We start from the raw sequence: 26,327 nt of genomic DNA on the forward strand, positions 1-26,327 counted from the left end.
AAATTCCACCTACCCCATGCTTGCCGGTACTGCTTCCGCTCGCGGACTTCCCGGCTCCCGTCGCTGTGAACATCGTTCAGTGCCATAGGCAAGCGAGCGTTTTTTGCACTTCTTGCCATACCGAGGAAATACTGGTGTCGAACATCTCTCCTCCGAGGCGGAAAACAGGGATCGCATACAGATCCCGGCTCCGTGAAAACAGATGCGTGAAAAACGCCGGCCATCTGCGATGCGTGGGGAAGACGCTGATTCACCGGGGCTCCGTGAAAAAAATACGAGGGGAAACTTCCTTGCTGCCTTCCCTACTCCCAATGCGTCAGCACCGGCCATATCAGCAGCAGTAGAGAGAGTACAAAAAAGACGAGTTGCAGCGGCCAATGCCAACGGAACCAGCGGTCGTAGGGAATTTTTGCCATGCTCAATGTCCCTATCGTGACTCCCGAAGTAGGGATAATCATGTTGGTAAATCCATCACCCAGTTGATAGGCCAACACCGCAGTCTGACGCGTGAGGCCGGATAAATCCGCGAGCGGCGCCATGATGGGCATAGTCAACGCCGCTTTGGTGGACCCCGACGGGATGAAGAAATTCAGCGCCATCTGCATCACGTACATTGCGTCAGCGGCGAGAATCCGGGGCATGCTGGCGGTCACCCGCGACATACCGTACAGTATGCTGTCCATAATCCTGCCATCCTCGAGTATCACAATGATACCTCCCGTAAAGCCTACAATGATCGCGGCGCTGGTCATGTCCTTCATCCCCGCAATGAAATGCTTCGCAAGGGTATTGGGACCCTGCCCCGAGGCGATGCCGGAAAACACCCCCATAGCGAAGAAGAGACCTCCGATTTCATTGATATACCAATCCCACAGCGTAACACCGAGTATCATACCGACAACACCGCCGAACAGAATACCCAACGACAACGCATGGCGCAGGGAAAATCCCGCATGCTCCTGCTGACGCCGCAGGAGTTCCTCACGCCTCTCGGAATCGATATCATACATCGCGCTGCTACGAGGATTTTTCTTGACTCGTGCGGCGTAAATCATTACCCACGCTATCGTTACGGCTGTGACCACAATCCACACGACAAGGCGGTACTCCCAACCCGATACAGGCGGAATACCCGCGATGCCCTGTGCGATCTGAAGGGTGAACGGATTGAGAAAGGCTCCGGCAAATCCCACACCCGCGGCGAGAAAACTCAGAGAAACACCGACGAAGGAATCGTAGCCGAGCGACAGCGCGAGAGGAACGAAGATGAGTACGAAAGGCATCGCCTCTTCGCACATGCCGAATACCGCGCCGAACAACGAGAAAAAGGTCATCACAATGGGAATGAGAAGATACTCTCTTCCTGCCATACGCTTCACCAGCTGTTGGGTGCCGGCCGCAATGGCGCCGCTCTCATTGAAGATGGAAAACGCTCCTCCTATGATGAAAATGAACGCGATAATCTCCGCGAGCCGGAGAAAACCTTTCAACGGCGCGACGAACACCTCGACATTCTGCGGGACGGCAGGTGCGGGACGATAGGAACCCTCGACAAGCACCTCCCGCTGCGTCCCGCCGACATCCACCATTTTTCTTTCGAACGCTCCCCCCGGCAGCAGCCAGGTGCCGACGGCGGCGGCAAGGATTAGAAAGAAGACGATTACGAAAACGTTAGGAATTTTCTGGCCCATATGCGTGAGATCACTTGACGGAGGGAGATGCAACGTATGTGTTTACAACACGTTGCGCGAGTCTGCGCAAGGTGTGCATTGCGGATTCCGCGCTGGCCACACCGGTTTGCATTCCCGGCCTCGAGGCGCGACAGTCGCTTTCAGGACGCGGTGAACGGGATCAGTGTTCGGGATCCTGCAGGCGGTACTCCTTGACCTTCGTCTGCATCGTTTTATAGTCGATTTGCAGGATGCGCGCCGCTTTGGCTTTGTTCCAACCTGTCCGCTTCAAGGTTTCGAGCAGAATCTGTCGCTCGATCTGCGAGGTATGCTTGCGCACGTGATCCTTGAGCGACAGTCCCTGATCCACATCCAGTTCCTCGAGTTCGGGAGCGATGACAGCAGTGATGTGCCGCTCCGGCGCCATTTCCAGATCGAGCTGTTCGGCAGAAATAAAATCATCGGCGAAAAGTACCGCTCTCCGGACCACTGCGCGAAGCTGTGCGACATTGTTCGGCCAGTTGAAGGAGATAAGTTTGTCCAGGGCCCGCGGAGTGAAACCGGTGACTTCCTTGCTCAATTCCTTATTCGCCTGCTGTATGAAACGCGAGGCGAGATACGGGATGTCGGTCTTCCGCTCACGTAAGGCCGGAATATGGACGCTGTATTCGTTGAGCCGGTAGTACAGATCCACGCGGAAGGATTTCTCTTCCATCATGTCTATCAGATCGCGGCTCGTCGAGCAGATGACACGGATGTCAATGGGAATGGAGGATTCGCTGCCCAGACGTGCGACGGAACGGTTCTGCAATGTATGCAGCAACTTCGCCTGAATTTTCAGCGGCATTGCGCTGACTTCCTCGATGTACACGGTTCCGCCGTTCGCTTTTTCGAAGAGACCGGCGTGCCCCGCACCCGCGTCCGGGAAGGCGGTCGCCGTGTAGCCGAACAGCTCGCGATCGAGCTGGACTTCGCTTTGCGCGTCGCAGGCGATAGCGACAAACGGCTGTTGAGAACGCACGCTGGCGTCGTGCAGCACGCGTGCGACGATGGATTTCCCCGCGCCGCGCTCACCGGTGATGAGCACATCGAACTGCGTGCGGGCGACGCGTTTGACAATGGACGCCAACTCGATGATGACGTCGCTCGTCCCCATGAGACGCAGCATTTCATCCTGCTGCTGCCGGCGCTCCTCGGAAAGGCTGGCGTGCTTCCTGCGGCCCAGACGCTCTTCGAGGCCCCTTCCCACGACATCGAGCATCTCCGCCATCTCGAACGGTTTGGCGATGTAGTCGAAGGCACCGGATTTCATGGCGTCAACCGCTCCCGGCACGCCGGCGAGCCCCGTCATGAAGATAACGGGAACCTCAGGGTTGCTCTGCCGCATATGCAGCATCGTTTCCCTTCCGCTCAGGCCCGGCATGAGAACATCCAGGACGACGATGTCCGGATCATCCTTTCTGAAACGCTCCAGCGCAGTTTCCCCATCCTGAGCGACCATCGCGAGAAGTCCGTTTTTCTCGAACATACGCTTGAGCAGAAAGCACATCTGTTCCTCGTCGTCGACGACCAGTACTTTCATCCCTTTGTATTTGTCCAGTGTTGCTTCCATGAGTAGCGCCTTCCGTGGATATGTGGTAGTAAAATAATGGAGAGAAGTATCGTTTTCAAGTGATACAGGAATTTTTTCTATGGAGATTATGCACCAGTTCCTATATCAGACTACCGAATCACAGCCCTTTAGGTGCTGCTTAATTTTTCAACAGTGACAGGTGAAAAATGCAACACCCATCTAAACGGTTGATTTACAACACTTTACAAGATTTGCAGTAATTTCGCCCTCGGCGAGCTGCTGAATAGTTCTACAATCACGAAGCTGAGTGATAGCTCCGGGCGATGGTACAATCGCCATAAATCATTTCATTACAATGCTTTACAGGATGCTACCATGATCGTGAAATTTTTGGCATGGTAATTGCTGAAGATTTAAGCAGTTGAATTGCTGAATCTTTCAACACCAAAACCCAATCTCTCAAGGAGTTCGTCATGGTAGCACTATTTGTCATCCTGTTCGTCGTTCTGCTGCTCGCCGTCGACCTGATCATTCAGGCGAGGAGCAAACGGTATCCGCTCATGTCGGCGGTTCCGGCCGGCACGAAGGCGGCGTCACATCGCGAAACGCTGCGCATCCCGAAAGGCGTCTTTTTCCATCCCGGACACACCTGGGCACGCCTGCAGGATGGAGACAGCCTGAGTGTCGGTATCGATGATTTCATTCAGAAGGCACTCGGATCCATAGGCAGTATCACTCTTCCCGCCGTCGGACAATTTGTTCGTCAGGGCGACCCCGTCATCACCGTCGAACATGCCGGCAAGCGCATGCAGCTCGTGGCACCGGTCACCGGACGCATCACTTCCGTGAACAGGGATGTTCTGGAGAATCCGCATCTGATCAGCGAGAATCCGTACACGGACGGCTGGTTGTTCATGGTGGACGCGACGGAAATGGCGGCGAGCTTGCAGACCATGCACGTCGCGGAACAAGCGATTTCGTGGATTAAGGAAGAAGTGAAGCGTTTCCGCGAGTTCCTCGCAGGAAGTACGCTGCAGCCTGCGGTCGGCGAGGCGATGCTGGACGGTGGCGTCCCGGTAGCGGGTTCGCTCGATCACCTCGATGAGAACGCTCTCAACGAATTCGAAGAGCGCTTCCTCCGGTAAGCTGTAACAGCACCGACTTCCCCTACCGAATCATTTGTTTCATCGCTACCAGGAGCAGTTTCATGCCAAACGCCATGCTCATCGATCTCTCTCTGTGTGTCGGTTGCGGCGCCTGCCGCACCGCGTGCCAGGAGATACATCACTTTCCGGATGAGGAGAACACCGCGCTGAACGAACACAATTTCACTCTTCTCGAGCATCGGGAGCTCAAGGATGGAAATGAAATGTGGGTTCGGCGCATGTGTCAGCACTGCCAGGAACCCGCATGCGCTTCCGCATGCCTTGTCGGCGCGCTCGAAAAAACCAAAGACGGTGCCGTGACCTGGGATACGGACAAGTGCATCGGCTGCCGCTACTGCATGCTCGCCTGCCCGTTCGATATTCCGAAGTACGAATGGGGCAAATTTTCCCCCAAAGTACGCAAATGTACGATGTGCCACGCCGAGCGCAGGATCACGGCTGACATGAGCGTCGGGAGCGACGGCTATCTTGTCGACCGCCATGGCAAGCAGCTCCGCATCGACGGCCATCCGGTGAAGGAAGAGGATCGCGAAAAGGTCATCGAGATGACCACGGCCGCCGATGGCTCGCGCGCGAGCGCCTGCTCGGTGGCATGCCCGACGGAAGCGACAAAATTCGGCGACCGCGACCAGCTGCTCGCCGAAGCGCATGATCGTATCAAGAGCGATCCGGACACCTACGTACAGCGTGTCTACGGTAGTACCGAAGTGGGAGGAACATCCGTGTTCTATGTCTCCACGGTTCCCTTCGAGGACCTGGGCTTCATCACCAAGCTCGAGCATACCCCGCTCCCGGAAAAAACATGGAATATCCTGAAACACATTCCGAACGCGGTCGTCACCGCCGGTGTCGCCCTCAGCGCAGTGTACTGGATCACCAGCCGCCGGGAAGATGTACGTCGCTACGAAGAAGAACAGAAACAGTCCTCAACCGAGAAGTAAGGAGACACCCATGATCAGGAAACTCACATTTTGGAAAGTCATGGCCGCGTTCTTCCTCCTTGCCGGACTTGCGGCGGCCGTGGTTCGTTTTGTCCTCGGCCTGGGTGCCGCGACCAATCTCTCGGATATGACCCCCTGGGGACTGTGGATCGGCTTCGACGTGGTGACGGGCGTAGGTCTGGCCGCGGGTGGATTCACCCTTGCGGGCATGGTGTACGTCTTCAACGTCAAACGCTTCAAGCCCATCGTGCGTCCGGCGATTCTCACAGCGTTTCTCGGCTACCTGCTCGTGATTGTGGGCCTGATGTTCGATCTCGGTCGTCCCTGGTCCATTTGGCATGCGCTGATCTATCAAAATCCGCACTCCGTGCTGTTTGAGGTCGCCATGTGCGTGATGATCTACACAACCGTGCTGGCACTCGAGTTCTCGCCGGTGGTTCTGGAGCGATTCAAGCTGCATCGTCCGCTGAAGGTCATCAAGGCCATCACGATACCGCTGATCATTCTGGGCATCCTGTTGTCCATGCTCCATCAGTCCTCCCTCGGTTCGTTGTATCTGATTATTCCCCAGAAAATGCATCCGTTCTGGTATTCTCCCCTGCTGCCCTTCCAGTTCTTCATCAGCGCCATCGCGGTGGGACTTGGAATGACCATCGTGGAGTCCTATCTGAGCTCCCGCGTATTCCAGAAGGCACTGGAGACGCCTCTGCTCCGCCAGCTCGCCCGCATCATGCTGGGGGTTATTTTCGTGTACTTCACGATTCGCTTCATCGACTTCTCCGAGCGCGGCGCATTTCCTCTTCTGTTCGACGGAAGCCGCGAAGCGGCGATGATGTGGGTGGAACTGCTGCTGATGTTCATCCTGCCGCTCGTGTTGTTCAACATCGGCAAATGGGGACATTCGAAGCAGGGGCTGTTCTTCACCGCTGTGTCGTTCGTACTCGGTTTCGTCACCAATCGTCTGAACACGACAATGACGTCAATCGAAGCATACTATCAGGAACACTTCGGTGCGACCTATTTCCCGTCACTCGGTGAACTTGCGGTGACGATCGCAATAGTAACACTGGGTTTTGTCCTTTTCGGACTCGCTGTGAAATACTTCGACATATTCCCGAATTATGTCGAAGAAGAGGAAGCCGTAATCGATCTCGCAACGGGCAAAACGGAACATCTCGCGCACGGCGACCCGTTGCCCAAGACCACCTGACTCTGACGATCTCTCCTTGAACATTGGTTTCGCAAGGCGCCATGGGGGCGGCCGCACCGCCCCCGCGCCGAAGCGCAGCGAGCAGCACACATTCGACAGGAAGCGGACATGATGACTCAGCAACGACATACGGAAGCCCCGGCAGCGTGCATCTGGACGCAAGCCGGCGTATTGCGCGACAGGCTATGCGACCGCGGCTTCGCCTGCGACAGCTGTCCCCTCGATGCGGCTCTCAGGCGCGTGGAGCCCCCTGACGCCTGTCTGGATGCGGGACTGACTTTTGAGACGATAGCGGTAAGCGTCCCCGAAGGTGTTGCCACCCTCCCCCCTTCTCTGGTGCAGCCTTTCCTGCGCATGGATCTCTGCAACGAATGCCGTTACAGCCCCAATCATGTGTGGCTGCGTCGGGATGTATCCGCACGCTACTGGTGCGGCCTTGATTCCTTTGCGGCCGCCCTCCTGCCGGATGACGCGATAGTCGTGAGCGCCGCATCCGGAACACGACTCGATGTGGGTGATCCCTGCGCGTGGATATACTCACGGGATCTTGCACTCCCGATTTCCGCACCGATCCGGGGGACACTCACGGCGCATCGGCACGACAGCACGATTCCCGCCGCGAGCATCATCGCCGGTCCGTATTCCAGCGGAGCGATTGTCGCAGTCCTTCCCGAGAGTCAGGACGCCGGCGTCGCCCATACACGTTCCGCCCTCGAGCAGGCATCACATTTTCGCCATGATGTGCGGCGTTTGCTCGCCGGACTCACCCGCGTCGCGCGTCAGCATGAGATTTCCACCGGGATATGCCTCAACGACGGAGGAGAATCCGTGCGCAGCATACGTGCATTGCTCGGTGATACGGCGTGGTCCACCTTCCTTCGCGGCTTTCTCTGTCCCGCCCGATAGCACCGCAAGGCGTAGCGCCCCGACAGCCCGGAATCCCATCCCCCGCGACACGGGGGATGCGTTCGTTTTTCCCCGTCTGTCGCTTCGATCCCGTCATTGGAGAATAAGCTCCGGATAGTTGTCAAGTTTATCGCAATTCACTAGCTTTCCACTGACGCTGCGGCTCATCGCTCCGAGAACCCCATGCAGATACACCGTTCCATATCCTTTAAAATCGTTATCATCCTTTTTCTTGCGCTCCTGTTGGTGACGATAGGCACGACGTATGTGCATGACACAGTGCTGGCGCGGTACCTCGAAAATACGATTCACCTCTGCGCCGAGCGGACGTCCACCTTCTCGAAGCTCGCGCTGCACAACGGCATGCAGGAAAATCACCGCGAGGACATCCGCCGGACGATCCGCGAGATGGGTAAAGCGCAATCCATTGACGCCATTCGCGTCTACGACAAGTCCGGCCGGATAAGCTACTCGGCCGCGGAGCGCGATGTCGACTCCGTCGTGGATATGCAATCCCAGGCCTGCTTCATGTGCCATAGCGACGTCGTGCCCGTACGCACCGACACCGATCATTACATGCGCATTTACACAGCGGAAGACGGGCATCGCGTGCTTGGCCTGATCACGCCCATACGCAACCAGCGGTCGTGCTGGGATGCCGACTGCCATGCCCATTCGGCGGAGCAAACCGTGCTCGGGGTGCTGGACGTCCAACTCTCGCTCGAGGATATTGATGCTCAGGTGGTGCAAGGCAGGAAACTGATGATAGGCTCGGCCTTCCTGACCTTTCTGCTGCTCGCCGCTGTTACGCTCGCGTTCATTTATCAACTTGTGCACCGGCCTGTGAAATCCGTCATCCAGGGAACCAAATCTCTCGCCGCGGGCGACCTCGAACACAGCGTGCCAATTGAGCGCGAGGACGAGTTGGGTGAGCTTGCACACGCATTCAATTCCATGGCGCGGGATTTAAAGCTCGCGAAGGCGGAACTGCTGGAATGGTCCAACACCCTCGAAGAGAAGGTCGAGCGGAAAACCGCCGAACTCAACACCGTACAGTCGCAGATACTGCACATGGAAAAGATGGCCTCACTCGGCAAGCTCAGTTCCATGATCGCGCATGAATTGAATAATCCGCTCGCGGGCATCCTGACCTACGCGAAGCTCACACAGAAGCGACTCGACAGCGGCGATTTGCAGGGTCCGAAAGTGGAAGCCATGCGCAACGACATGAAACTGATCGCGGACGAGGCCAAACGCTGCGGCGACATCGTGAAGAATTTGCTCTTCTTCGCACGCGGACATTCAACGCAGTACAAACAGGCCGATCTCAACGACGTGATCATGAAATCCATTCGTCTCGTACAGCACAACCTCGATCTGTACGAGATCACGATGGACATTCACCTCCCGAAGCCCGCCATAATCGTCACCTGCGATCAGAACCAGATGCAGCAGGCGGTGCTCGCAATCATATTGAATGCGATCGAGGCCATGCAGGAAGGCGGCAAGCTCAGCATTTTCCTGGCGCGCATGCAGGACGTCGCGCTGATCCGTATCGCCGATACGGGGATAGGAATTTCGGAGGAGGATCAGAAGCACATTTTCGAGCCGTTTTTCACTACCAAGGAAGAAGGCGTCGGCACCGGACTCGGCTTGTCCATCGTCTACGGCATTGTCCGCGCGCATGACGGCACCATCGAGGTGGAAAGCTCGTCCGGGAAGGGTACCACCTTCACGATCAGAATACCGGTGAATCCCCAGAATCAACAGCAGCAGGAAGCATGACGACAGCATTCGACCCCGCAGATATCCGCATCATGATCGTGGATGACGAAGCCAGTGTTCGTCAGTCTCTCGAAGCCTGGTTTCTGGACGACGGTTACACCGTTGTCACGGCCGGCAATGCCGCGGAAGCGCTCACGACCATGCAGGAGCGCACGATAGACATCATCCTGCTGGACATCAAAATGCCCGGCATGGACGGTCTGGCGTTGCAGGACAGAATCCGCGAATTCAATCAGGACGTGGTGATCATTATCATCACCGCGTTCGCGACGGTGGACACCGCCGTGCGCGCGCTCAAAGCCGGCGCCTTCGACTACACGACCAAGCCGGTGGATCCCGACGAGCTGTCCATTCTCGTGCGCAACGCCGTGGAAAAGATCCGTTTACGCCGGGAGAATGAGTCCCTCAAAGAATCACTCGACACACTGCAATTCATCGACGAGATCATCGGTGAAAGCGCGGCGATGCGTCAAGTGCTGGATCTCATTCGCACCGTCGCGCCGACGGATTCCACCGTCCTGATTCTCGGCGAAAGCGGTACCGGCAAGGAGCTGGTCGCCCGCGCGATTCACATGAACAGCAAGCACCGCTATTTTCCGCTCATTCCGGTGAACTGTGGCGCGCTCGCCGAATCTCTGCTGGAAAGCGAACTGTTCGGACACGAGCGCGGCGCCTTCACGGGAGCGCAGTATCGCCGGAAGGGAAAGTTCGAGATGGCGAAAGGGGGAACGCTCTTCCTCGATGAAATCGGAACCTTAAGCCTGAAATCGCAGGTGGACCTGTTGCGCGTCTTACAGGACAAGGAGTTCCACCGGGTCGGAGGCGAACAATTGGTGAAGGTGGATTTCCGCCTCGTCTGTGCCACGAATTCCGACCTTGAATCGGCGGTGAAGGAAGGGACGTTCAGAGAGGACCTCTTTTACCGCATCAATGTATTCGTGATCACCATTCCCCCGCTGCGTGAACGTCGCGAAGATATTCCCCTGCTCGCGCGCCATTTCATGGAGAGACACGCGGCATCAACGAACAGACAGGTGCATGCGATTTCCGACGAAGCGCTTGCAATGCTCCGCGACCATGACTGGCCAGGCAATGTGCGCGAACTGGAAAATGCCATCGAGAGAGCTCTGGTGGTCAACCGCAGCGGAATAATCAGTCCCGACGATCTTCCTCTCCGCACGGCATCGATGACGATGGTCAGTTCCGGCGACACCCTCGCGGACGTTGAGAGAGATCACATACGGCGCATGCTCGAGGAAATGAACTGGAACATATCCAAAACCGCGGAACGCCTGAGCATTGATCGCGTGACGCTGTACAATAAAATCGAGAAATACGGTCTCAAGCGCCCGGAGTAACTCCGCATGCAGTCGGTGCAACTCATAGCGCTGGGCACCAGTGCCAGGCAGCTCGGACTCAGCGACGTACGGAGCGGGATCCTGAAGGTCCTTCCGGTCGATGTCCAGCTCAGCGATCTGCACCTCGACATCGACGCAGCGCTGGACAGCTCGCGCAAACAGTATCACTCGACACAGATTCTTGCAATGATTCTCGAGGCGGCCAATGCGGGCACGTCCAAGCTCCTCGGTGTCACGTCGTACGACCTCTTTATCCCGGTTCTCACATTTGTCTTCGGCCAGGCACAACTCAACAATCGGGCGGGGGTGTTTTCCACTTTTCGCCTGAACAATGAGTTCTACGGACTCCGGCGTTCCGACAAGCTGCTCCTGCAACGAACAGTCAAGGAAGCCTTGCATGAGCTCGGTCACACGTTCGGATTGCGACACTGCATGGACCACCCCTGTGTCATGAATTCCTCAACCTATGTCGAGGACATTGACCTGAAACCAGGGGATTTCTGTTTGCCTTGTTTGCGCCATTTGCAGACTGTACTTTAATACTATCGGTCGTCCGCTTCAGGGAATTTCGGCGGACGCATTCCTGAAACACAACATATCCCGGCTGTTCCACAGTCAGCATCCGTCAACATTTTCGGACGGGAAAGCTGCTTCGGGAACGCATCTCACGGTCAAACACATGGGAGCATCGTCATGAGCACATTCAGGATCGGGCATGTTTGGAACAGAGGCTTCGCGGTGCTTCTGGCCGCACTGCACATCCTCCTCGTACAGGTTCCGCTCCGGTCGCAGAGCATCGTCTGTGATTTCGGAGTTTCCGAAGGTCTGCACTCATCGGGGGAAAGCAGTACGTTTTTACCGGCGCCCGTTATCGGGACGGCACGAGTCCGCATTGGAACGCAGGGCGGGTCTGCGCGTCTGCTCAACCCGGGAAATCCCGTCGTCGGCGGCGCAAGCGAACTCGCAATCGAGGGCCCGACCGGCTCATCGTTGAATAAGTTTTCCATGTATGATCTCACCGCCGGGGCCTCCGTCACAATGCGTTTTGATTGTGGGGTCAGTGGCGGACGCGGCGAATGGTACCTCTTCATTGGCAGTGGCACCACGTACGCAGGAAACACCGGTTTCTCCGGAGCGCAGACCTTCACGGGACTGCGGTGGATCATCGACAGTCTCGGCGGAGTGACTCTCTCCGTCCGAAGCGGCAGCGCATGGACAATACTCAATGTGCCCATTTCACGCGATAGTCTCATGCGCTTCGACGTGTATTGCAACAACAACGCGACGAGCGGGCAGTACAGCTATCACGGCGGCGAGAGCGTGACTGCACACTGCGTGGATATTTGGCTGAATGGAACGCTCATCGCCAACGACATCGTCAAAGCGGGACTCTCCGATACAACCTTGCTGAACGCATTCATGATCTATGGTTCCTCCAGCCCGAACAACGGATCCACCTTCAGCATTGACGAGATCACCTGGCTCCCTTCCATAGCGCAGCAACCCCTGCCGGTCGAGCTTTCGGAGTTCACCGCAGTACGGCGCGGGACGGATGTGGATGTACGCTGGACTACGGAAACGGAGATGAACTGCTACGGCTTCGCCGTCGAACGACGCGCGACAGCCGACGGGAAGGGCTGGACGGAACGGGGTTTCCTGCAGGGCGCAGGCAATTCCAACACAGCACGACAGTATTCGTACCGCGACGTTGCCGTGAGTACGGATACGAGTTGGGAATACCGCCTCAGACAGATCGACAGGGACGGAACGGTGGAATACAGCAAGGTGCTTCTGATAGCGGCCGAAGCAACGGAAGGGCATCATTTGTTCGAGCCCCCCTACCCGAATCCCGCTCTTGATCACACATATTTTCGCCTGACGCTGATTGCCCCGGCGCGGGTCCGGTTGCGTTTATACAGCAGCAGCGGCTTACACGTGTACGATGTGCCCATCCCGTGCCTCCTCCCCGCGGGCCGGCATAGTATCGCGTACCGCTGCACGGACCTGCCCCGGGGCCTCTATTACTGCCTCTGCGACATCGGCGGTGTCACGAATCTGCAACCCATTCTCCTTCTCTGAACAGATACCGATGCTCGCCGGAGCCTCCGTACTATTTTCGCAAGACCGGTCCGCCCGCGGGCAGAAGCTCCCAACCACCGAAACTCCGGTGAACAGACTGAGAGTCCGCCGTCGTCGCCGGACATCATCCCGATGCCATTCATGAACATCGACGCCTATGATTACCTGCGTATTTCGATGCTCCCCGGCATAGGTCCGGCACGGGGAAGAGCATTGCTTTCCCGGTTCGGGAGTTTCGCCGCGTTATTGCGGGCGAGACGCGCCGATGTACTCCAGGTGGACGGCTTCCAATACCAATTGGCTGAGAGCTTGCTTGCTGCACTCGCGGATGAGCGAAACTCCGGCGCGATAGAGCGGACGACCACGCGGAATACGGAATTGTGTGAGCGTTATGGATACACGTTCATCGGCTGCAACGATCCATCCTTTCCCGCCCTGCTCAAGGGCATCTATGATCCACCGTTGTATCTCTTCGTGCGCGGCACGTACACGGACAGCGACAGCAGAGCCGCGGCCATTGTGGGCACGAGACAGCCGAGCGATTATGGGAAGCAGGTATCGGAGCATTTTGCGAGCAGTCTTGCGCGTGATGGCGTCACCGTTGTCAGTGGTCTCGCGCTGGGTATCGACACGGTGGCGCATCGGAGCGCGCTCGCCGCCGGAGGTCGGAGTATCGCCGTCATGGGCAGCGGTTTACGGCGCGTGTATCCAACGAGCAACAGGGATCTCGCTGCGGGCATCGCGGAGAACGGATGCGTGATTTCGGAACTCCCGCTCGAAGCGGCGCCCGATGCCACGAATTTTCCTCGTCGTAACCGCATCATCAGCGGACTGTCGCGCTGCCTGCTGGTCATGGAGAGCGCTGAACGCGGCGGAGCCATGATCAGCGCGCAATTGGCCCTGGATCAAGGCCGTGAAGTGTTTGCCGTGCCGGGCAGTATTTTCAATCCGAAATCCGCAGGTCCGCATATGCTGCTGCAAAAGTGCATGGCCCGACCGGCAACGAAGGTCGAGGATGTGTATGGAGAGGTACTGGCACTGCGCAACTGCGGCACGCCGCGACACCAGGCGGTATCCGCCCAGCTCTCGCTCATCGAACAGCAGATCGCCGACCAGCTCAGCCACGAACCGCTGCACATTGACGAAATCGCCGCGCGCACAGGGCTCCCTCTCCCGGCGTTGCTGGTAGACCTGTTACAGATGGAGTTCAAGGATGCCGTCCGGCAGCTACCCGGGAAACATTTTATCCGTGGTCCGGCATTGATGTAAGCGAATAATTCCGGATATTTCCATGAATTAGACGTATCAATATTTGAAAACGAACATGAACAAGAAAAAGATCACCGCTGTTTCACTTTCCGCGGTTATCGTCATTGCGCTCCTTGGTTGGTGGTTCTGGCCATCCGGAGGAGCCGATGTTCCAACCTACACTGTCAAGCGGAGCGATTTCAACATCTACGTCGTCGAAAGTGGAGCCGTGCGTTCCAAAAATTCGTTTACCATCACCGCCCCGCGCATCTTTTCCGGCGGAAATCTGCAGGTTGTGTCCTTAGCCCCGGAGGGGACCATCGCGCAGGTGGATCAGGTGCTCGTCCGTTTTGACCCTACTGCCGCGATGAAGCGCATTTCCGACAAACAGACGGAACTGCAGGCAGCGCTTGCGGATCTTGCGAAACTCAAGGCGCAGCAAGCGGGCGAGGAAAGCCAGGCCGAAACAGAGTATCAGACCGCGAATCTCAATTTTCAGCTCGCTACGATACAGCGCGAGAAAATGCAATTTGAGCCGGAAGCTCGCAAGCGTGAAGCTGAAATAGAATTCGAACGCGCGAGAATGTCATTCGAGCAGGCAAAACTGAATCTCGACAACAGGCGCATCATCAGAAAATCCGAGCTCGGCAATCTCCAGCTCCGCATTCAGCAGATTCGGGCCGATATCGGGGTATCCGAGAAGGAGATGGAACAGCTCACCATCAAAGCACCGATAAGCGGACTGATTGTGTACGAGACCAACTGGTCCACCGGGCGCAAGATCACCACAGGAGACCAGCCCTGGCCCGGCATGCCGATCATCTCACTCCCCGACTTGTCCGCGATGCAGACCGAGGTGAGCGTCAACGAAATGGATATCGCCAAGGTGAAAAAGGATCAACGCGTCCTGGTTATACCGGACGCTTTTCCCGACCGGAGTTTCATGGGGACTATCAGCAGCGTCTCACAGATCGGTCGCGAGAAGGGACAGGGATCAAACGTCAAGGTGTTCGACATAGTCGTGGATCTCGATTCAAGTCACGAAGTGCTCAAGCCGGGTATCACCACGACAAATAAAATCATCGTCGGCACGGTGAAAAAGGTGTTGTCCATACCGATCATTTCGGTGTTCGAGGAAGAGGGCACGACCTGGGTGTATGTCCGTAACGGTTCCTCCTTCGACAAGCGCCGCGTTCAACTCGATCAGCGAAATGACAATTTCGTGGTCGTACGGAAAGGGCTGTCGGCGGGTGATCGCGTCGCGCTGCGCAATCCGGAGAAAGAGGCGGAGGAAGCGGTTGAGGAAGAGGAGCCGGTGACGGTGAAGCCCGCCGCGGCTGGTGCCGGGGGACGGAGATGAGCGAGCCGTTGCTGCAGCATCGCGAAGCGTTGCGCATCGCCCTGGAAAGTCTGCGTCTGCACAAAACCCGATCATTCCTGACCATGCTCGGCATCGTCTTCGGTGTGGGTGCGGTCATCGCCATGCTCTCCATCGGCGAAGGCGCCCGTCAGGAATCCCTGGAGCAAATTGAAGTACTCGGGGTACGCAACGTGATTATACGCTCTCAGGATCCGCCCGACGCCGCCGCGGACGACGAAGCGCTGCAATCGCGACCTCTGGGCATTTCGCTCAAGGATGCCGACGCCATTCGCGAGGTCTGTGATTTCGTCGAAAATCTCACCGTGAACTGGGAAACGTCGGTGGAAGCCCGTACCTATGAGGGAAAGCAAAGCGTCACCCTCATCGGCTCCACCCCGGCGCATCGGGACATCTTCAACGTGCGCCTGAGCAGCGGTGCCTTCCTCACCGCACATCATCTCCGGCAGACGGCGAATGTCTGCATCATCGGCAGCGAAGCGCGCCAGGCGCTGTTCGGTTTCAAGGATCCCTTGTTTCAGATGGTGAAACTGCAGGATCAATGGTTTACCGTGATCGGTGTCATGCAGGAAAAGGCTCAAGCCACAACCGGCGGAATCGCTCTTCCCGAAGCAAATGTTTCGGCGATCATTCCCATCACGACAGCGATGGCGAAATTCCCCCGCGACGTCGAAAGCACCTCAATGCGTTCCGGCCGACGCCGACGGTTCCGCTCCAGCGAACAGCAGTACATCGACCGCAATACCATTGACCAGATCGCCGTACAAGTCAGAAACGAAACAGCCATAGAAGAAGCTGCCGTGATTATCCGTCGGCTTCTCATACAGCGCCACAATCAGAAGGAAGACTTTACGGTTACCATCCCCGAGCAGCTCATCGAGCAAAGCCAGAAAACGCAGAGCATTTTTAATATTGTCATGGGTGCTATTGCGGGAATTTCACTGCTCGTGGGAGGCATCGGTATCATGAATATCATGCTGGCCAGTGTGCTGGAGCGGACACGCGAAATCGGTGTCCGTCGCGCCATTGGAGCGACGCGCACGATGATCATCACGCAGTTCCTCGCCGAGGCCTCGATGCTCTCCATTTTTGGTGGATTCCTCGGGGTTATTCTGGGCTGGGGCCTGACGGAACTCATCACCGCCTATGCGGATTGGCGCACCATTATCAGCGGCTGGTCCATTCTCCTCGCCTTCAGTGTGGCGGTAATTACCGGGATTGTCTTTGGATTTTATCCCGCCCGGAGAGCGGCGGATCAGGATGTCATAGAATCACTTCGTTATGAATAACACCTTCAGACTCCTGGTCCCGGGAGGTTTTTTCGCGGGACTCATTCTGCTCGCATGCTCCGCCATGGCGCAAACCACACTGACACTGGAAGCGGCGCTACGCCAGGCGTTCGACCAAAGCGTTAGCGCGCGCACGGCACGCGAAGAATTGCGGGCTTCCGAGGCTGCCGCCGAAGCCGCCCGCCGCGCCCTGTACAGCACGGTGGACCTCAGCGTGGACGTTCCCTCCTACAGCCGCACCCTCAATGCGCAATACAACATCGAGACGCGTCGATATGAATTTTTCCCCATGGAAATGCTGCAATGGACGGGCCGGCTGGACGTGTCACAACCGATTATCTGGACAAACAGTACGATAACCCTCTCGGGCTTGCTCTACCGACAGGACCAGAAGGACGACAGTCCCGGCGGATCATTTTACAGGGATTTTTACACCGATTTAGCTGTACAGCTCCGGCAGCCACTGTTTGTACCGAATTCTCAGCGCATAGCCCTGCGCCGCGCACGGATCAATTACGAGGAGGCGCTGGCCGATTACTTGCGGAGTACGCTTGAATTGCGCTACATGGTCACCGAACGATTCTATCAGCTCTACGCGGCCCAGGAACGCGTGATGATACAGGAAGATCGTGTTCGGCAGGAAACAGAATCCTTCACCACGGGACAACGCAAGTACCGCGCCGGCCTCATCGCAGAGGTGGAAGCGTTGCAATTCGAAGTGGATCAGGCGGCTGCGCAAAATGACCTCCTTTCCGCGTACAATCGTCTGGCGGCGCAGGCGAACAGTTTCAAGCAGCTCATCGGTGTCCCTCTGGAAGATTCTCTGCATCTGCTCCTGAGTGATACGACAATCACCACGGTATACGTCGACGAAGCCGAGGCAATCGGAATGGCGAAACGCACCCGGGTGGATTTACAGCGCGCACACAATAACGTGGAACGTGGAGAGCTGTCGCTGGACGAGATCGAAGGACAACGCAGCATACGGGGTGATCTGTTTCTCAGCTACGGATTGAACAACAACGATCAACGACTTTCCACACTGTATAACGATTTACGCGACACCCGTCGCGCCACCTTCACCATTACACTCCCCATCTTTGATTGGGGGAAACACTCCCGAGACGTCGAGGCGGCCGAGGCGCGGCTGCGCATCGCGCGCCTGGCGTCCGAGGATCTGGAAACCACTATTGAGCGCGAGATCAAGGAACTTCTTGCGGGCATCGCGTCCTCCGCGCGCCGCGCGGAAGTACTGAAGCAATCCCGCCTGCTTGCGGAGATCGCGAATGATATCAGCACGAAGCGCTATGAAGTGGGAACCATCGGCTCCACGGAACTCGCACAGGCGCGCACACGCCTACTGCAGGCCCGCCTCAGTGCGCTGGAAGCCATCATTGATTACAATATTGCACTCGCGGATCTGGCACGACGAACGGGGTACGATTTTAAAGCACGCACCACGCTGACCCTTCCCGAGTGAGGCAAGCACGCGAGGCGACGGATCTGAACAACGGCTACGGCTCCTCACGCATCCATGGGTTCGAACGGATGATTGAGAACACAGCCAGTGCACACCGCTGCATGCTTCGTGCGCGGGGAGCATGCGCTCTCCAAACTCCGTGCCTGAGGTAACGCGATGTTCGCCCGTACCCTTACTCGTTGGGCACAACCCTTGTGCGCTCCTTCCCGGTCGCGCGACGCCCTGTGAGATCGCCTTGCTTTTCCAAGGGTGCCGCCCTAATTTTCAACGACGTTTCGCACTGAAAAAAAAGGATGCACTCCATTTTATGAAGGCCTTCGGCGAACATCTTGTACGAGCACGCGAAGCCGCCGGGTTTTCACTCGACGACATACATCAGCGTACGCGTATCAGCAGGAAAAATCTTCAGCTTCTCGAGGCCGGTGATTTTCCTTCCATTCCGCAGACGTATGTGCGCGCGTTTGTCCGCGAGTATGCCCGTGTCGTAGGCTTGGACGAAGAAGACACGATCGCACTGTACAACGAGCTTGCCGAGCGCGACCGCGGGATCCCTCCTCCCCCCGATGCCATTGACAGTTCGAATCTTCTTCCGCGCATGGATGACAGTGTCGAGTTCATCCCGTTGAGCGACCGCTCCGCTTCTCACGTGGAGGTGGAGGGTACTGCCGAAGCGATCGATGATGAGTTCATTCCCAAGATTCGCAAATCGCCTTACGTGCAGGCGGACAGTGCCGCGGCGATAGACATCCGCACTTCGCCCCCTACGTCCGCACAGAAGCCATCGGAGAAGCAGCCCGTGCCTTCCGGGGCATCCTCTGCCGGCAACGATCCCGCAATTCATTCCGGTGCGAAGGATACTCCTCCGATACCCGCGATACCGACCGCCGTACCGGCAACCGGCAGTGCTCCGCCAAGTTCCGACGCCGGGACGCGGGACGAAGGCGAGAAGAAAGCAGCAGCGACTCCGACCCGCGAAGGACAGCCGCCAACCAGCGAGACCGCAAAAACGGCAACTGCACCCGAAGAGACGGCGCCTCGCCGAAAGGATTCTCCCCCCAGAAAAAGCGTGTACGACACGAAACCGCCGATAGAAGAACCCAGACGTGGTCTGCCTCCCGGGGAGGACAAGACACCGGAGCGGCGCATCATCGGTGTCGGCCTGGTCGTCATTGCTATGGTGGCGGTGGCTGCGTACAGTATATACTTCTTCAGCTTCCGCGACGACTCCGGAGCGGATGCCATTGATTCCACCGCCATCAAGGCCAGTATCGAGGCCGGACGCTTTATCGATTCGACACAGTCCACCATGACGGAACTCGCGTTGCCCGCCGACACCCTGCCGCTGGATACGCGCACCCCGCCTGAACCCGTCGAATCCCGGCCAATCGTGCATGCACGCGACGACAGTCTTGTTCTCGAAGCTTTCAGCAGCACGCCGGTGTGGTTTTCCGTGAAGATGGATACACTACGCACCGAACGCGGCTCCCTTTCTTCCAACGAACACCGCACCTGGAAGGCACGGGAATATTTTGTGGTGACTCTGGGAGACGCCGGTGCGGTGACGTTTTTCCTCAACGGCCGTGAGATCGGGACACTCGGCGAGGAAGGAACCGTCGTGAAGAACGTCGTACTCTCCCGCTCACGCATTCGCGGAGACTGACGCCTATGTCCGCAAGCGAAGCCCTGCGCGCCCGACACGCCGCTCTTGTGGATGAAATCCTGCATCATGATTTCCAATACTACATCCTCGCCGAACCCGAAATCAGCGATGAGCAGTATGACACCCTGATGCGCGAGCTTGTCGCACTGGAGGAGCAGCATCCGGACTTGCGGAGTTCCGACTCTCCAACCCAGCGTGTCGGTGGTGGCATCACCCGAGACTTTCCGACCGTGTCCCACGACACACCCATGCTCAGTCTCGCCAATTCCTATTCCGAACAAGATATCCGCGATTTTCACCGGCGCGTGTCGGAATCCCTCGGCATCGCCGAAGTGGAGTACCACGCCGAACTGAAGCTCGATGGTGTCGCCATATCTCTCCGGTACGCCGATGGCGTGCTGGAACGCGCGGCAACCCGGGGCGACGGTATTCAGGGCGACGACATCACACCCAATGCGCGAACCATCCGAGCGCTTCCCCTTCGCGTCAGAGGAAAGCATCACCCTGCCCTCTTTGAGGTCCGGGGAGAGGTAGTGATGTACAAGGAAGATTTCGCCCGGCTCAACGAAGAGCGTGAGGCCGCAGGGGATAAGCTTTTCGCCAATCCGAGGAATTCCGCCGCAGGCACGCTGAAACTGCAGGATTCATCGGTGGTAAGCCGGAGAAATCTCCGCAGCTTCGTCTATGCGGTCGGTGCAGATGTCGCGGGCGTGGAGACGCAATCGGGTGCGTTACAATGGCTCCGCGACTGCGGTTTTCCGGTCAATCCCCATCACGCGCTGTGTACCGACATCGATGCCGTCATCGCTTTCTGGCGCCATTGGGAAGAGCATCGGGACGAACTTCCTTATGAGATCGATGGCGTCGTGGTCAAGGTCAACAGTCTCCGCGGGCAGCGGGAACTGGGATCGGTGGCGAAAAGTCCGCGCTGGGCTATTGCCTTCAAATTCGCATCCCGACAGGCGAACACTGTGCTGCGCGATATCACCTTTCAGGTCGGCCGCATGGGGACGGTGACTCCCGTCGCCGAACTGGAGCCGGTACTTCTCGCGGGAAGCACCATCAGCCGTGCGACGCTTCACAATGAGGATTTCATCCGCGACCTCGATCTCCGTCCGGGCGATGTGGTGACCATAGAAAAGGGCGGCGACGTCATCCCGAAAGTCACCGCCGCCGATCACAGCGCACGAAAGGAGAACAGCACACCGTTCGCATTCACGAGTGTGTGTCCCGCCTGTTTATCTGCGCTGCGACGGCCGGAGGGTCTGGCGGCATGGTTCTGCGAGAATCAGCGTTGTCCGGCGCAGGTTCGGGGCCGCATCGAACATTTCGCCTCCCGGACCGCCATGGACATCGAAGGCCTCGGGGAAGCCGTGGTGGACGTCCTCGTGCGGCAGGGCCTTGTCAGCACAGTCGCCGACCTCTATTGGTTACACGAGCATCGCGAAACGCTCGAACGTGTCGAACGTTTCGGAAAAAGGAGCGTACAGAAGCTTTTGGAGGGCATCGAGTCCAGCAAATCCCGATCATTCGAGCGCGTGCTCTACGCCCTGGGTATTCGATTCGTAGGGCAGGGAGTCGCCGCTCTGCTGGCCGGGCGCTTCCCGTCGTTCGATGCTCTCGGCTCAGCGACCATCGAGGAACTGGAGGCGACCGATGGTGTTGGGCCGCGCATTGCGAGAAGCGTGAGAAGCTTTTTCGAGGATGCGGAAGCTCTCGCCGTCGTGCGCAAACTTCGGGACGCGGGTGTCACGTCTCACGGGACCGCGCGCACGGTGCGGACGCATGATTTTTTTTCCGGCAAAACTTTCGTGATCACCGGTACACTCATCGGCTATACGCGCGATGAGGCGAAGGCATTGATCGAGGGGTTCGGCGGTAAGGTGACAGGAAGCGTCAGCGCCAAAACATCGTTCGTACTTGCGGGCGAGGCCGCCGGCTCGAAACTGGACAAAGCCCGGGCGCTTGGCATACGAGTCATTGACGAAGACGAATTTGTTTCACACATTACTGCATCAGAAACATCTGCGGACACAGCATGAAGTTCACCGTCGAAAAAGAAGACAAGCTCTCCATTTTCCATCTGCACGAAAGCCGGCTTGACGCCACGAATTCGGCCGAGGCAAAAGCGGAATTCCTTATTCTCTGTCAATCCAACATCGACATCCTCATCATCAATCTTTCGGAAGTGACGTTTTGCGACAGCAGCGGTTTGAGCGCGATTCTGCTGGCTGAGCGCTCGCTGCGCGAGCGCGATGGCGGAATTATCGTGGTGGATGTACACGGGAAGGTCCGGTCTCTTTTCGAGATCGCGAAGCTCATGGATGTCATCCCCCTCGTGTCGTCCGTTGAGGAAGCACGCTCTCTGATTATCGAGGATTGAGTCAGGCGGGCAACGACCCGCAAGCCAGCAACTCCCGCAGTCATCAGGATTTCCTGCATGGGATTCACCTACTTTGATGCAGCTGTCATCGTCGTGTATCTCGTCGGCGTCGCCGCGTTCGGTATGTTCATGGGTGGGCGGCAGACGTCCGCCCGCGATTATTTCCTCAGCGACAAGGCGGTACCGTGGTGGGCGGTGTGTCTGACCATCGTCGCGACAGAAACCAGCGCACTCACCTTTCTATCGCTCCCCGGCGTGGCGTGGGGAGGATCCATGGTGTTCCTGCAACTCGCAGGCGGCTACATCCTGGGCCGTCTGCTGGTGGCCTGGATATTCATCCCACGGTACTTCGACGGCAAGCTCGATACCGCATATGCGCTGATCGAACATCGCTTCGGCGGCGGTTTGCGCCGGGCTTCGTCTTTCGTCTTCATGATCACCAGGCTCTTCGCCGATGGGGTACGGTTGTATGCAACGGCGATTCCCCTCGCTCTGTTGCTGCACAATTTCGAGGTGCTGCCCGAGGGCAACGACACGATGATCTATCTCATTTCGCTTACCTTCCTGACGATACTGACGCTTGTCTATGTGTTCGCCGGAGGCATCCGGGCGGTGATCTGGGCGGATGTCATGCAATGGGTTGTGTACATTCTCGGCGCGCTCGCATCCATTGTCGTGCTCTTCCACTTGCTTCCGGGTAATCCGGTTGCCATTGTCGCCGAATTGGTGAAGGCCGGAAAGCTCACCATGGTGGATCTCATGCCGGAGAACGGCGTGACGGGAATCTTCACCACGCCGTACACACTCCTTGGCGGGCTGTTCGGAGGAGCAGTGCTTTCCATGGCGTCGCATGGAACGGATCAGCTCATTGTCCAACGTGTGCTCGCCGCGCAGAAACCGGAGCCCGCGAAGCGCGCCATGATATGGAGCGGTATTATCGTATTCGTACAATTTTTTCTTTTTCTCTTTGTCGGCGCGCTGCTCTGGCGCTTCAATCCCGACGGGGGCATGAATGCGAATGACGTGTTCGCGGTATTCATAATTCACCAATTGCCACCGGGATTGACCGGTCTGGTGATCGCCGGTATTCTCGCCGCAGCGATGAGCACACTCTCGAGTTCGATCAGCGCACTCGGTTCGGCAACCATGATGGATTATGTTCTGCCGCTGCTGCGCGAGCCTCTGTCCCCCGCCCGCGCATTGCGGGTCTCACGCCTGCTTTCCATCGGTTGGGCCATTCTGCTCCTGCTTACGGCGGCGCTGTTCATCGGCACCGCACAGACCGTCGTAGAGCTCGCGCTCAGCATCGCCTCGTATACGTACGGCGGACTGCTCGGTATTTTCCTTCTCGGCGTTCTTCGCGGACATTACCGCAGCGCAGCGGTCCTGATCGGCTTTATCGCCGGCATCATTGCTTCCGGCTGCATCATCCTGCTGACGCCGCTCGCATGGACCTGGTACACCCCCGCCGGAGCAGCGGCGACGGTTGCGGCAGCCTGGCTCGCCAATTCCATGCAGCGAACAGGCACGAAGGAGACGAAGGCATGACGCTTGTAGACTGGATTATCATGGCGGTCTATTTCGCGCTCTCCGTCTCCGCCGGTCTGTTTTTTGCGAAACGAGCGGGACGGAACACCGAGGAGTTCTTTCTCGGAGGAAGAAAATTTCCATGGTGGCTGGCAGGGCTTTCGATGGTGGCGACGACATTCGCCGCGGATACGCCGTTGGCGGTTACCGAACTCGTGGCCACACGCGGAGTGGCAGGAAACTGGCTTTGGTGGAACATGGCCATCGGAGGGATGCTCACGGTTTTCTTTTTTGCGCGGCAATGGCGCCGTTCCGGAGTCATGACCGATCTGGAGATAATCGAACTTCGCTACAGCGGCCGCCCGGCGGCTTTTCTTCGTGGATTCCGCTCGGTGTACCTCGGGTTGTTCATGAACGCGGTGATCATGGGTTGGGTGAACGTCGCCATGGCAACAATTCTGCGCGGGATGTTCGGAATATCCGAAGAACATGTGCTCTTCTACGTCGGTGGGGCCATGTTTTTCACCGCATTGTACTCGTCGGTGTCCGGGTTGTGGGGTGTGGCGGTCACTGACGCCGTGCAGTTCGGTATCGCCATGATCGGCTGCATCGTATTGGCGGTGCTCGTCGTGCAATCCCCAGCTGTCGGCGGTATCGGCGGACTGCATTCCGCGCTTCCGGCGCACACCTTTGATGTGCTTCCCCGCATCGGGTCGGTCACTGAAGGAGTCACCGGCGTGCTGACACTGTCGGCAGGCGCATTTATCGCCTACATCGGCATACAGTGGTGGGCATCGTGGTATCCCGGCGCAGAACCTGGAGGCGGGGGATACATTGCACAGCGCATGATGAGCACCAAGGACGAACGGCATGCGGTGTTCTCCGTGCTCTTTTTTCAGGTCGCGCATTACTGCCTGCGCCCCTGGCCATGGATACTGGTCGGGCTTTCGAGCCTCGTCCTCTATCCCGATCTTTCAGTAGCGGACAAAAAGCTCGGCTACATTTACGCCATGAACGACTTCCTCCCCGCCGGCCTGAAAGGATTGCTGGTTGCCGCGTTTTTCGCCGCGTACATGTCAACGATTGCGACACATTTGAATTGGGGCACAAGCTACCTGGTTCACGACCTGTGGCGACGCTTTGTACGGCCCGGGCGCGATGAGCGGCACTACGTCCGTACGTCACGCCTAACGACGCTGTTGCTGATGCTGCTGTCACTTCTGCTCACGTTTTTTATTGATTCGATTTCGTCTGCCTGGCAGTTTATCATCGAATGTGGAGCCGGCCTGGGACTCGTCCTGCTGCTGCGGTGGTACTGGTGGCGCGTGAACGCCTGGAGTGAGATCGTAGCGACCATCGCTCCGGCGGTTGCGTACACCGCCATCGTATTGCACAACGCGTTTGTGCCGGAACAGGCGGCCATCGGATTCCCCACATCGCTCTTTCTCATCGTTGGCATCACCACATTCTCCTGGCTGCTGGTGACGTTACTCACCCGTCCGACCGACGCGGACGTGCTGAGCAGCTTCTTTCGTCGCGTCCGTCCGGGAGGCGTATGGGGACCCATTTCCCTGCGGAATGCCGACGTCGTGCCCGGTGAACGTATCGCTCCGCGCCTTCTTTCCTGGCTTCTTGGGATCGTCCTCATTTATTCCGTACTTTTCCTGGTAAGCGCATTCCTGTTTGGTGGAAGTGGAGAAGTGCTTTTGTGGCTGCTCGTGACCTGTGCCTCGGCTGTCGCACTATGGATATTGTTACGTACCCAGGATACATGGACTGATCGTGATCTCACTGTTTGACCGTCGAAGCCGGCGACTCAACCGTCTCAAACGTATCAACTGCATCGCCTGCGATCTCGACGGAACCCTCTTGCGGTCCGACAACGAGATCAGTTCGGAGGTTCTCGCAGCGGCGAACGAAGCGGTACAGGCAGGTGTGCGCATCGTGTTGGCTTCCGGTCGGACGGACAGTTTCACGCGGCACTATGCGGAGCAGCTCGGCATAGACACACCGATCATTTCACTTAATGGAAGCCTCGTACGTCAAAATGAACAAGGAGCCCTGTCAGCGTCACTGTTGCCGGAAAAACTGGGCAAGGAAATCGAAGCGGTGCAGCAGCTCGGCACCGCAGCGGCTTCCGTGTCTGTATTCACCGAATCCGGCATTTTCGTAGAAGACGAGCACCCCGCCATCCCGCGTTACCTTCGAACGAAACATGATGAGGTATTCCGCATCGCATCCCTGTCGGCCATGTACAGCCGCGCGGTGCTCATCGTGCTCAGTGGCGAATACAACGCCGTCCAGCGCTATTCCATCGCCATTTCGCGACGCTTCGGGCGAAAGCTGCAACGAACGATGTATCAGAGCGGCAGCGGCAGCGATCGTTTTTACCTCGAAATACGTAACGCCCATACGAACAAAGCGACGGGGCTTGCATTCGTCCTCAATCATCTCGGTCTGCAACCAAAGCAATGCGCTTCGATAGGTGACTACACCAATGACCTTGAAATGTGTAAATTCACTGGAGTATCCGCCGCCATGCGTAACGGTTGCGACGAGCTGAAAGCGGTGGCGGATGTCGTCACCCTGCGCTCCAACGACGAAGACGGCGTGGCGGAATTTCTGCGCCTCATCCTCGCGCAACGCGGGCGCGGCTAGGCATAATGTAACAACC

General features: G+C 57.5%; 20 protein-coding genes. 18 read left to right on the forward strand and 2 right to left on the reverse strand.

What is annotated here, in order from left to right:
* Nucleotides 1-302: 302 nt before the first annotated feature.
* On the reverse strand, nt 303-1,691 hold the full coding sequence (locus tag M5R41_05645) for an AbgT family transporter (protein MCZ7555868.1): 1,389 nt from the start codon (nt 1,689-1,691) through the stop codon (nt 303-305).
* A gap of 160 nt (nt 1,692-1,851) precedes the next feature.
* On the reverse strand, nt 1,852-3,282 hold the full coding sequence (locus tag M5R41_05650) for a sigma-54 dependent transcriptional regulator (GenBank protein ID MCZ7555869.1): 1,431 nt from the start codon (nt 3,280-3,282) through the stop codon (nt 1,852-1,854).
* Between the two features lie 434 nt (nt 3,283-3,716).
* Between M5R41_05650 and M5R41_05655 the strand changes: the two genes are divergently transcribed.
* The 18 genes from M5R41_05655 (at nt 3,717) to M5R41_05740 (ending at nt 26,311) form a co-directional block, all read left to right on the forward strand.
* Nucleotides 3,717-4,388, forward strand: a complete 672-nt coding sequence (locus tag M5R41_05655; protein ID MCZ7555870.1) for a glycine cleavage system protein H — start codon at nt 3,717-3,719, stop codon at nt 4,386-4,388.
* A gap of 62 nt (nt 4,389-4,450) precedes the next feature.
* Nucleotides 4,451-5,350, forward strand: coding sequence for a 4Fe-4S dicluster domain-containing protein (locus M5R41_05660; GenBank protein MCZ7555871.1), 900 nt, complete (start codon nt 4,451-4,453; stop codon nt 5,348-5,350).
* Between the two features lie 10 nt (nt 5,351-5,360).
* A complete protein-coding gene (gene hybB / locus M5R41_05665; protein MCZ7555872.1) occupies nt 5,361-6,560 on the forward strand; it encodes a Ni/Fe-hydrogenase cytochrome b subunit in 1,200 nt (399 codons plus the stop codon).
* Nucleotides 6,561-6,668: 108 nt separating this feature from the next.
* Nucleotides 6,669-7,466: a hypothetical protein gene (locus M5R41_05670; GenBank protein ID MCZ7555873.1), complete on the forward strand. Its 798-nt coding sequence runs from the start codon at nt 6,669-6,671 to the stop codon at nt 7,464-7,466.
* A 183-nt stretch (nt 7,467-7,649) separates the two neighbouring features.
* Nucleotides 7,650-9,251 (forward strand): ATP-binding protein, encoded by a 1,602-nt coding sequence (locus M5R41_05675; GenBank protein MCZ7555874.1) that lies wholly within the window; start codon nt 7,650-7,652, stop codon nt 9,249-9,251.
* Entirely contained in the window at nt 9,248-10,609 is a 1,362-nt protein-coding gene (locus M5R41_05680; protein MCZ7555875.1) for a sigma-54 dependent transcriptional regulator, read from the forward strand. Before M5R41_05675 ends, M5R41_05680 begins: the two co-directional genes overlap by 4 nt.
* A 6-nt stretch (nt 10,610-10,615) precedes the next feature.
* A complete protein-coding gene (locus M5R41_05685) occupies nt 10,616-11,149 on the forward strand; it encodes an archaemetzincin (GenBank protein MCZ7555876.1) in 534 nt (177 codons plus the stop codon).
* 153 nt (nt 11,150-11,302) lie between these two features.
* Nucleotides 11,303-12,688, forward strand: a complete 1,386-nt coding sequence (locus M5R41_05690) for a hypothetical protein (GenBank protein ID MCZ7555877.1) — start codon at nt 11,303-11,305, stop codon at nt 12,686-12,688.
* 141 nt (nt 12,689-12,829) lie between these two features.
* Nucleotides 12,830-13,957 carry a DNA-processing protein DprA gene (gene dprA / locus M5R41_05695; GenBank protein MCZ7555878.1) on the forward strand — a complete coding sequence of 376 codons (1,128 nt, stop codon included), beginning with the start codon at nt 12,830-12,832 and terminating at the stop codon, nt 13,955-13,957.
* 55 nt (nt 13,958-14,012) lie between these two features.
* Nucleotides 14,013-15,296, forward strand: coding sequence for an efflux RND transporter periplasmic adaptor subunit (locus M5R41_05700; GenBank protein MCZ7555879.1), 1,284 nt, complete (start codon nt 14,013-14,015; stop codon nt 15,294-15,296).
* On the forward strand, nt 15,293-16,603 hold the full coding sequence (locus tag M5R41_05705; protein MCZ7555880.1) for an ABC transporter permease: 1,311 nt from the start codon (nt 15,293-15,295) through the stop codon (nt 16,601-16,603). Before M5R41_05700 ends, M5R41_05705 begins: the two co-directional genes overlap by 4 nt.
* Complete coding sequence (locus M5R41_05710) at nt 16,596-18,083, forward strand: TolC family protein (GenBank protein MCZ7555881.1); 1,488 nt, start codon at nt 16,596-16,598, stop codon at nt 18,081-18,083. The genes M5R41_05705 and M5R41_05710 overlap by 8 nt, the downstream gene beginning before the upstream one ends.
* Before the next feature lie 307 nt (nt 18,084-18,390).
* On the forward strand, nt 18,391-19,743 hold the full coding sequence (locus M5R41_05715; GenBank protein ID MCZ7555882.1) for a DUF4115 domain-containing protein: 1,353 nt from the start codon (nt 18,391-18,393) through the stop codon (nt 19,741-19,743).
* A gap of 5 nt (nt 19,744-19,748) precedes the next feature.
* A complete protein-coding gene (gene ligA / locus M5R41_05720; protein ID MCZ7555883.1) occupies nt 19,749-21,785 on the forward strand; it encodes an NAD-dependent DNA ligase LigA in 2,037 nt (678 codons plus the stop codon).
* The gene (locus M5R41_05725) at nt 21,782-22,126 is read left to right on the forward strand and encodes an STAS domain-containing protein (protein MCZ7555884.1); all 345 of its coding nucleotides are present in this window, start codon (nt 21,782-21,784) and stop codon (nt 22,124-22,126) included. Before ligA ends, M5R41_05725 begins: the two co-directional genes overlap by 4 nt.
* A gap of 57 nt (nt 22,127-22,183) precedes the next feature.
* The gene (locus M5R41_05730) at nt 22,184-23,674 is read left to right on the forward strand and encodes a sodium:solute symporter (GenBank protein ID MCZ7555885.1); all 1,491 of its coding nucleotides are present in this window, start codon (nt 22,184-22,186) and stop codon (nt 23,672-23,674) included.
* On the forward strand, nt 23,671-25,452 hold the full coding sequence (locus M5R41_05735) for a Na+:solute symporter (GenBank protein ID MCZ7555886.1): 1,782 nt from the start codon (nt 23,671-23,673) through the stop codon (nt 25,450-25,452). The genes M5R41_05730 and M5R41_05735 overlap by 4 nt, the downstream gene beginning before the upstream one ends.
* On the forward strand, nt 25,436-26,311 hold the full coding sequence (locus tag M5R41_05740; protein MCZ7555887.1) for a Cof-type HAD-IIB family hydrolase: 876 nt from the start codon (nt 25,436-25,438) through the stop codon (nt 26,309-26,311). The genes M5R41_05735 and M5R41_05740 overlap by 17 nt, the downstream gene beginning before the upstream one ends.
* The last annotated feature ends 16 nt before the right edge of the window (nt 26,312-26,327 follow it).

This window comes from Bacteroidia bacterium, from assembly GCA_027493955.1.
Lineage (GTDB): Bacteria > Bacteroidota > Ignavibacteria > SZUA-365 > SZUA-365 > JAOSJT01.

Coding starts and splice junctions, on each gene's coding strand:
- M5R41_05645 (MCZ7555868.1), bottom strand. CDS start 1,691: ATGGGCCAGAAAATTCCTAACGTTTTCGTAATCGTCTTCTTTCTAATC.
- M5R41_05650 (MCZ7555869.1), bottom strand. CDS start 3,282: ATGGAAGCAACACTGGACAAATACAAAGGGATGAAAGTACTGGTCGTC.
- M5R41_05655 (MCZ7555870.1), top strand. CDS start 3,717: ATGGTAGCACTATTTGTCATCCTGTTCGTCGTTCTGCTGCTCGCCGTC.
- M5R41_05660 (MCZ7555871.1), top strand. CDS start 4,451: ATGCCAAACGCCATGCTCATCGATCTCTCTCTGTGTGTCGGTTGCGGC.
- hybB (MCZ7555872.1), top strand. CDS start 5,361: ATGATCAGGAAACTCACATTTTGGAAAGTCATGGCCGCGTTCTTCCTC.
- M5R41_05670 (MCZ7555873.1), top strand. CDS start 6,669: ATGATGACTCAGCAACGACATACGGAAGCCCCGGCAGCGTGCATCTGG.
- M5R41_05675 (MCZ7555874.1), top strand. CDS start 7,650: ATGCAGATACACCGTTCCATATCCTTTAAAATCGTTATCATCCTTTTT.
- M5R41_05680 (MCZ7555875.1), top strand. CDS start 9,248: ATGACGACAGCATTCGACCCCGCAGATATCCGCATCATGATCGTGGAT.
- M5R41_05685 (MCZ7555876.1), top strand. CDS start 10,616: ATGCAGTCGGTGCAACTCATAGCGCTGGGCACCAGTGCCAGGCAGCTC.
- M5R41_05690 (MCZ7555877.1), top strand. CDS start 11,303: ATGAGCACATTCAGGATCGGGCATGTTTGGAACAGAGGCTTCGCGGTG.
- dprA (MCZ7555878.1), top strand. CDS start 12,830: ATGAACATCGACGCCTATGATTACCTGCGTATTTCGATGCTCCCCGGC.
- M5R41_05700 (MCZ7555879.1), top strand. CDS start 14,013: ATGAACAAGAAAAAGATCACCGCTGTTTCACTTTCCGCGGTTATCGTC.
- M5R41_05705 (MCZ7555880.1), top strand. CDS start 15,293: ATGAGCGAGCCGTTGCTGCAGCATCGCGAAGCGTTGCGCATCGCCCTG.
- M5R41_05710 (MCZ7555881.1), top strand. CDS start 16,596: ATGAATAACACCTTCAGACTCCTGGTCCCGGGAGGTTTTTTCGCGGGA.
- M5R41_05715 (MCZ7555882.1), top strand. CDS start 18,391: ATGAAGGCCTTCGGCGAACATCTTGTACGAGCACGCGAAGCCGCCGGG.
- ligA (MCZ7555883.1), top strand. CDS start 19,749: ATGTCCGCAAGCGAAGCCCTGCGCGCCCGACACGCCGCTCTTGTGGAT.
- M5R41_05725 (MCZ7555884.1), top strand. CDS start 21,782: ATGAAGTTCACCGTCGAAAAAGAAGACAAGCTCTCCATTTTCCATCTG.
- M5R41_05730 (MCZ7555885.1), top strand. CDS start 22,184: ATGGGATTCACCTACTTTGATGCAGCTGTCATCGTCGTGTATCTCGTC.
- M5R41_05735 (MCZ7555886.1), top strand. CDS start 23,671: ATGACGCTTGTAGACTGGATTATCATGGCGGTCTATTTCGCGCTCTCC.